Origin of the sequence: Rhodococcus sp. T7 (genome assembly GCF_009872365.1) — a bacterium.
Taxonomy (GTDB): domain Bacteria; phylum Actinomycetota; class Actinomycetes; order Mycobacteriales; family Mycobacteriaceae; genus Rhodococcus_F.
Map to the genome: position 1 here is coordinate 1 of NZ_WXYH01000118.1, position 6,562 is coordinate 6,562.

General features: G+C 59.7%; 3 protein-coding genes. All 3 read left to right on the top strand.

Going from position 1 to position 6,562, the window contains the following annotated elements:
- Positions 1-854 precede the first annotated feature (854 nt).
- The 3 genes from MLGJGCBP_RS14825 to MLGJGCBP_RS14835 all read left to right on the top strand — a co-directional run bounded on the left by MLGJGCBP_RS14825 (position 855) and on the right by MLGJGCBP_RS14835 (position 5,771).
- The gene (locus tag MLGJGCBP_RS14825) at positions 855-3,104 is read left to right on the top strand and encodes an FtsK/SpoIIIE domain-containing protein (protein WP_236581096.1); all 2,250 of its coding nucleotides are present in this window, start codon (positions 855-857) and stop codon (positions 3,102-3,104) included.
- 99 nt (positions 3,105-3,203) lie between these two features.
- A complete protein-coding gene (locus MLGJGCBP_RS14830; RefSeq protein ID WP_012686755.1) occupies positions 3,204-4,778 on the top strand; it encodes a pentapeptide repeat-containing protein in 1,575 nt (524 codons plus the stop codon).
- 480 nt (positions 4,779-5,258) lie between these two features.
- Positions 5,259-5,771: a hypothetical protein gene (locus tag MLGJGCBP_RS14835; protein ID WP_012686756.1), complete on the top strand. Its 513-nt coding sequence runs from the start codon at positions 5,259-5,261 to the stop codon at positions 5,769-5,771.
- The last annotated feature ends 791 nt before the right edge of the window (positions 5,772-6,562 follow it).

Here is a 6,562-nt window from a genome sequence, read left to right on the forward strand (position 1 = left end):
GTCGAACAGTTGATGAGAACCGACCACAAACCCCCAGGACAGACCACGAAAGTCGAACTTTTAGGCGGGAACCTACAACTCGGCGAATCTGATGCCGACTCGGCGAATCTGATGCCGGCGTCGGTCAATCTGATGCCCGGTGTAGTGAATCTGATGCGGAGTTCCCTGGTCAGCGCTCCGACAGCGCGTGCTGCCTTATCGAGAGGATCGCGACAACAGGCCGCCGTTCCGTGTGCATCCGATTGGTTAAGCCACGCGCGACGAGGTCACGCCGCCAATCTGATGCATCGTAGAACAGGATCGTTCCCGCATCGGTTTCGTTGAGTCGGGACACGGCGATTGCCGTAACAGCATTGCGGTGGCGCAAGGTCTGGTCAATGGGATGAGGATGGGACGCCTCCCAGAGGACTCCGATATGAGGCGATGAGCGCACAACTTCCAGATTTGGAGCGAGCACGGACCAGGAAACTTGGCAGCGCGTGTCACACAAGCTCCCTTACCGGGATCTTCCTCCGAGTAGGAGAGATCAATCAGCGGCGAGGTTGTGTGCTCGCTCGCGCAGGAGGGAGCAGCGTGGAAATGCGAACTGATCAGCGATCTGCGAACGCAAGGTTGCCGCGGCACCGATCGGCAGTTGGATACGCCGAGTCAGGATCAGGAAGTACGAATTGGCGAGCGGAAGGCGATCGCGGCGTCAGTGCCGGCACGCTCGTAATCTCCTCGCCGACTTGTGACGGCGAGGCCTGGCGATGACAACAACACCTCCGCAGCAAAGTGGTGCGCGGTTCGCACGCTCTCCCCGAATCAGTTCCTTGCCGCCGCGGCCGCACACCTGGCTCCGCGACAGTTTCTGCTTGGGAACGACCGCGGTCGGTGCCAGCGCCGCCGCTCCGCTGTTCGGATACAGCGCCCTCGCGATGCCCGCCGCGGCGAGCTTGTCGATCGCTGCCCTCTACGCCGGATTAGCCGGCAAACGTAACCAGCTTCGCGATGTCGACGTCGACGAAGTGATCGAAAGACTGTGTCCGATCGTGGGGCTGCCGGAGGCCACCCGGGCAGTGCTGTCGACATCGAAATGGAGCAGTGGATGGCCGGGACTTCCGAGGAAACTCACCGTGCACTACGACTCCACACAGGCACTGAATGACGAGACGTGGCTCGCTGATATCTGCGGGGTCTTCGAAGATCAAGGGTGGGGTTTCTTCGAACTCGACAAGCACGACCCCGCCCGCCGGCGCCTGATCTTCACGCCCGCTGCCGAGCCGGAACGAGAAGTTTCCGACAGCGACCAGGTTGTGCGCGCGAAGAGGATCATCGCCCAACTGTTGGGCCCGACCGCGACCGTAACCGTGATCGACGTCGCCGCCGAAACCGGCGAAGTGACCTCAATGGAAGTACGTCACGAACTTGGTCCGAAACTGGAATCGGATGGCTACCGGACCCGCGTCGAACGAGGAATGAGCGCGACATTGCCCGGTCGCTGGCGAGCACGGTGGAACCTTGAAACGGATTGGGTTCGATTCGAGCAACGCACAGCATTCCCGGACAGTGTCTGGTTGCCGGCACCGGACCTCGACCCCGGTGCCGACCTCATGGCCAGCTACGACTCGGTGGAAATTCCGTACGGAATCGACGAAGACGGCAACGAGGTTGTGTGGCGGCCGGCGATCGACCCGAACCTGATGCTGATCGGCCCACCCGGAAGCGGTAAGACCGTGACCGCACACAATCTGTTGGTCAACTTCTCGCGACGTGGATGGCCGATCTGGGTCCTCGACGGCAAGTACGTCGAATTCCTGGGATTCCAGGACTGGCCCAACGTACAAGTCGTCGCTACAACCATCGAGCAGCAAGTGGCGTTGGTCCACCGCGCCCGCGATCTCATGGAGTTCCGCTACCAGAAGATCGTTACCGGCGAGGCGACAGAAGCGGACTTCGAACCAGTACTGGTCTTTCTCGACGAATGGGCCGAGTTCCGCGGCAACGTCGAAGATTGGTACTCCAGGGTTAAACCGAAAGGTGGCGCCCGACAGCCGCCGGTGCTCAACATGCTCGCGTCGATGGCACGCAAGGCCCGAACCTCGCGAGTGCATCTAGTCTTCGGAACTCAGCGTCCCGACGCGCAGTACTTCCTCGGCGACATGCGTGACAACTTCGCCATGCGCATCTCCATGGGCCGGCTCTCACCACAAGGGGCACTCATGATGTGGCAATCACCGACGATCGGTACCAGCGTGCCCCGCAAGTGCCGCGGCCGCGGCACCACCGTCACCGACAACTATCAGCCCATCGAGATCCAGTGCTACCGCGTACCCGACCCACGCAAGACGCGAGCCGGCACCTTCGAGTCCGATCTGCTCGACACCCTCCGACCCCCGATAACACGCCATCCACGATTGCTGATCGTCCCACCGGACGAACTTCCGGACATCGACGCCACCGACGACACGTCAGAACCGGCACCGCTGACATACTTCGACTACATCGAAGCCGAATGGGTACTGGCCACCGACCGACCCGACCTCGATCCGGTGCTAAGAAGAGCGAAGATGACCCACGAAACCGATCGGCGTCTCGCGTCACCGACGGCGCTCCTCGGGCTACTCGGGGGCCGCGCCGAGCCCACCAACGAAGCAGCGGTAGAGCTCGACGACTACCGCACCCCGACAGCCGCCGGCGCCACCGATGCCGCCTCGTTCTTAGACCAGCTCTCTGCTCCACAACTCGGTGAATCCTCCGCCGCTCGGGCGGAGTCCTCACGCGCTCGACTAGCCCTGGTCAAAGAGTCAGCAGCAACCGAACCAGAGATACCGGCGGACGGCGGAGCCGAGGTCTTCGACATACCGGAGGATTCACCTGACACCTACGAGGACCAGTACGGGCCGGTCCGCGATGTTCGCGCCGCCGATGTCGCACTCGGCGACCTATTGCTGATGGAGGACATCGACGAATGGGTCGTCGTAGACACCGATCCCGAGCCGGACATCATCGAAGACTCATTGCTTTCGCTGACCTGGCGCAGCGACACCGATGAGTTCGGCGACCTCGCCTTACCTGACAGCTCCTACGTATCAATTCGCAAACCCATCCAGGTATCGGGCTGAGCTGGCAACGACGACTGCTGTCGCGCCCGTCGCACTCAGTATGGCTGGACACTCGCTCAGCCTCCACGGATAAGACGAAGCGCCAGGCGAGAATGAACTGTGCCGCCCATTCTGCTCACCCAGTTGCAGCCGACCGAGCCTCCAGCTCCGCCGGAGATCCCGGCCGAACCTCTGCCACCTGCTGAGATTCCATCGTCCCCGACGATCCCCGTCACACTCGAAGACTTGAAGAGCTTCCTCGAAGCGGCATCTCCGACACCCGGATTGCTGACTCAACCATGGGCCACCCTCCTCGCGAGCCTTGCTGTCCTCGGATCCGGATATCTCGTATATAGGAACGGAAATAAAACACGAAAACAGGCCGAGATACACTTCGGAACCTCTCATGACCTCGAAGTCACTCGCAGTCTGCGTGACAGATTTACCACCATCGCCGGCCAACTCGCGGACCCGGCCTCCGCCGTTCGTACTGCTGGCGTCTACGCAATGGAAGCTCTTGCCAACGACTGGCTGGCACGCGGGGATAAGTCCGAGGCGCAAGCTTGCATCAACGTCCTGTGCAGCTACGTCCGCGCGCCCTACGCACAAGCACAGGGGCGCGGTCAGAATCAAACGAACAGAATAATCCGCATCAGTCTTACAGACCGCGTCGTCGAAGAACACTATGAATACCGCCAGGACGACCGAGAAGTACGTCAGAGCATCATTCGCACGATCGCTGCTCACTTAAAAGCTAATGGTAAGGGCAACTGGAGCGATCTCGACTTCGACTTCACTGGCGCGCACCTCGACAACGCGGACTTCTCTTACGCAATTTTCAACAAACCTGCTCGCTTCGAACGCGCACAGTTCCTTGGAGCATCTGCCCGATTTGAGCATGCGACTTTCACGGCTTCAGCCACTTTCGGTGAGGCTCGATTCTGCAGCGGCCTCACAATATTTGACGATGCGAAGTTTCACGGCCCCAATAACAAATTCTCTGGCGCAAAGTTCGGAAGCAGGTACAACAGATTCGATCGAGTCGAGTTCACGGGCGGCATCACAAACTTCACGGATTGCGAGTTCGAGGGTGAGGATACAGCCTTCGATAGCGCTCGGTTCGAGAGTAAAAACACGCTGTTCACCGGCGCTAAGCTGCTCAGCAAAAGAACATGGTTCGTCGAAGCCACCTTCGAGAGCGAGATGACGTCGTTCGATCGATCAACGTTCGATGGAGAAGCAGTCTCATTTGACCAGGCCAAATTTCGAGGAAAGAATACGACGTTCAAAAATGCAGAATTTTCGGGCGGACTCACTGATTTCAATGCCGCCGAGTTTCGCGCAGAAGCGACGCGCTTCGGGTATGCGAAGTTCAATGGAGATCAAACTTCGTTTGATAAATCGACGTTCGGTGACACAAGGGCAAAGTTTGGTGGTACGGAGTTCAATAGCGTGAGTGGAACCACGTTTCATGAGGCAAGATTCATTGGCGGACGCATAACTTTCGGGTGGGCCATTTTCAACGGCCCCGCATCGTTTGAACGGCCGGAAGTGTGGGCGAACGTAGAATTTGACTGGAGTGCCCAAATTCCATACGAGATGAGAAAAAGAAAGCCGCAGAATGTTTTGCCGGACGTCTGGCCCCCCGCTTTGATGGACTCGCATGGTGCGGAGGAGGAAGAAGAGCAGGACTAGCGTCATCCTCGCGCGGCACACGTGGCCCCGCCCAACCCTGTTGTGGAAGTCGATGCACTTTTCCCAAGGGGGGCGGCTGGGGTGAGGATGCCTCGCGCAGAATCAAACGTACTGCTTGCAGAATCTGCTTGGACAAACTGCTTGCAGCTCTGCAGTGAGGGGACGATCGCGGCTTCGGGATACCGCGTGACCTGGCCGCTGACCTTTAGCTCGCGCAACGGGCGGTTGCAGCTTCGAACGGTAGATGTGCCGCGAGGAATCGATGAGACGTGCGACGACGTGGACTCCGGCGTGCTCCGATATCGTGACTCCACTAATGGCTTTTTGAGGCGTGGGCAGAGGCGGTAAGGAATCTTGGGAAGGTCCCGGCGCAGTCGAAAGAATGGCGCTGCACAACAACCACGCGCAGGGCTGGCCTCAGAACAGTTCTCTGAGCTGAACGCAACCTTCTATACCGGGGATCCCGCTGAGTACTTGCGCATGCGTATCGAGTCGTTGTCACTGACGCTGTGTGACGACTCGGCCCTAGCGCCTGCGTTCGGCTCTGCCCGCCGTGTGGGCATTGCGGAATTCGGCGCGATGCAGCCGCCGGACGAGGATGCGCGAGTCCGCTACGTCAGGTCCGAAGCTGTTGTGATCCTGCATCACTCCGCGGAAACACTCCTGAGGATGTACTTCGCGCACGTCGCTTACCCTCATTGCCCCTGGGTGGGTATCGCGTCGTCTCGGACGCCGGGTGAGTTCAAGGACAAGTGCCTCAAGGTCGCACATCACGGTGTGAAGCGGGACAACGTCGCTACAGTCTTCATGGGCGGCACCGACCCGAGGGGTGCCGCAGTACGCCTTACCGACGACCAGTTCGAGGCGTCGGTGGAGGCGCTGACCAGCCTTCTTCTCTTTTGCGCTGAGCGATTCTTGTCGGAGTCCTTCATCTACAACGCTGCGAAGCACGGCTCGAGCACAGTCAACCCCGAGCACCCGCTTCGAGGTTGAACCTCCGGGTGGTGGCGATCGTATTCCGATTTCGTCGGGATCGATGCTGACGTATCTGCACAAACCCGAGCGGCCCGGGTCACGGTCGGGCCCAGAATGGTTTGTCAGCGCCACCGGCACTCTCCCGGATCAGGACTTGGGTGTGGCTCTGTTGATCCAACGCGCGGTCTCCTCCCTATGGGATGTCGCGCGCCGTCGGTACACCGGACAGTCGGGCAGCATCAGCGTGTTCTCCCCGACGATGATTCTGGATACGGTCAACGGGCCAGTGCAGAACTCTCTCAACATAGTCCGGACGATTTCATTGAGCTACCGAAGAAGGGCAGCGATGGATCCATTTCGGAAGTGAGAGTGAACTTCACCCGTCAGGCTTTGGATGAAGGCTGGGATTCCTCCACTCCTGGCTTTCGACCAGTCAACCTTGTACGCGTTGATCTATCCCGTCGACAGAGGGATCTTCCGCCGATCACGGTCAGCAGGCAGAATTTGCTTCCGTTCTCACCGAAAGGCAGTACACGAGTCTGACTTCCCGGTGGGCGCGTCACGGCATTACAGGCTATATGATGACGCCGTCGCGGGGGAGAACCTGTGCAGGACAGTCGCGGACTTGTGGGTGGCTGCCGCGGCGGCAAACAAGCACGATCGAGAGATATCACCCGGCCGACTTGCCGATCGTAGTCGCAACACCAGCCAAGAACGGTGAGACCGATGGTATGAGGTTGCCCCTCGGGAGTGGACACCGGATTTCATGCGGCGACTGACAGCGTAGACGACGCGATGAGTCGTTGTTC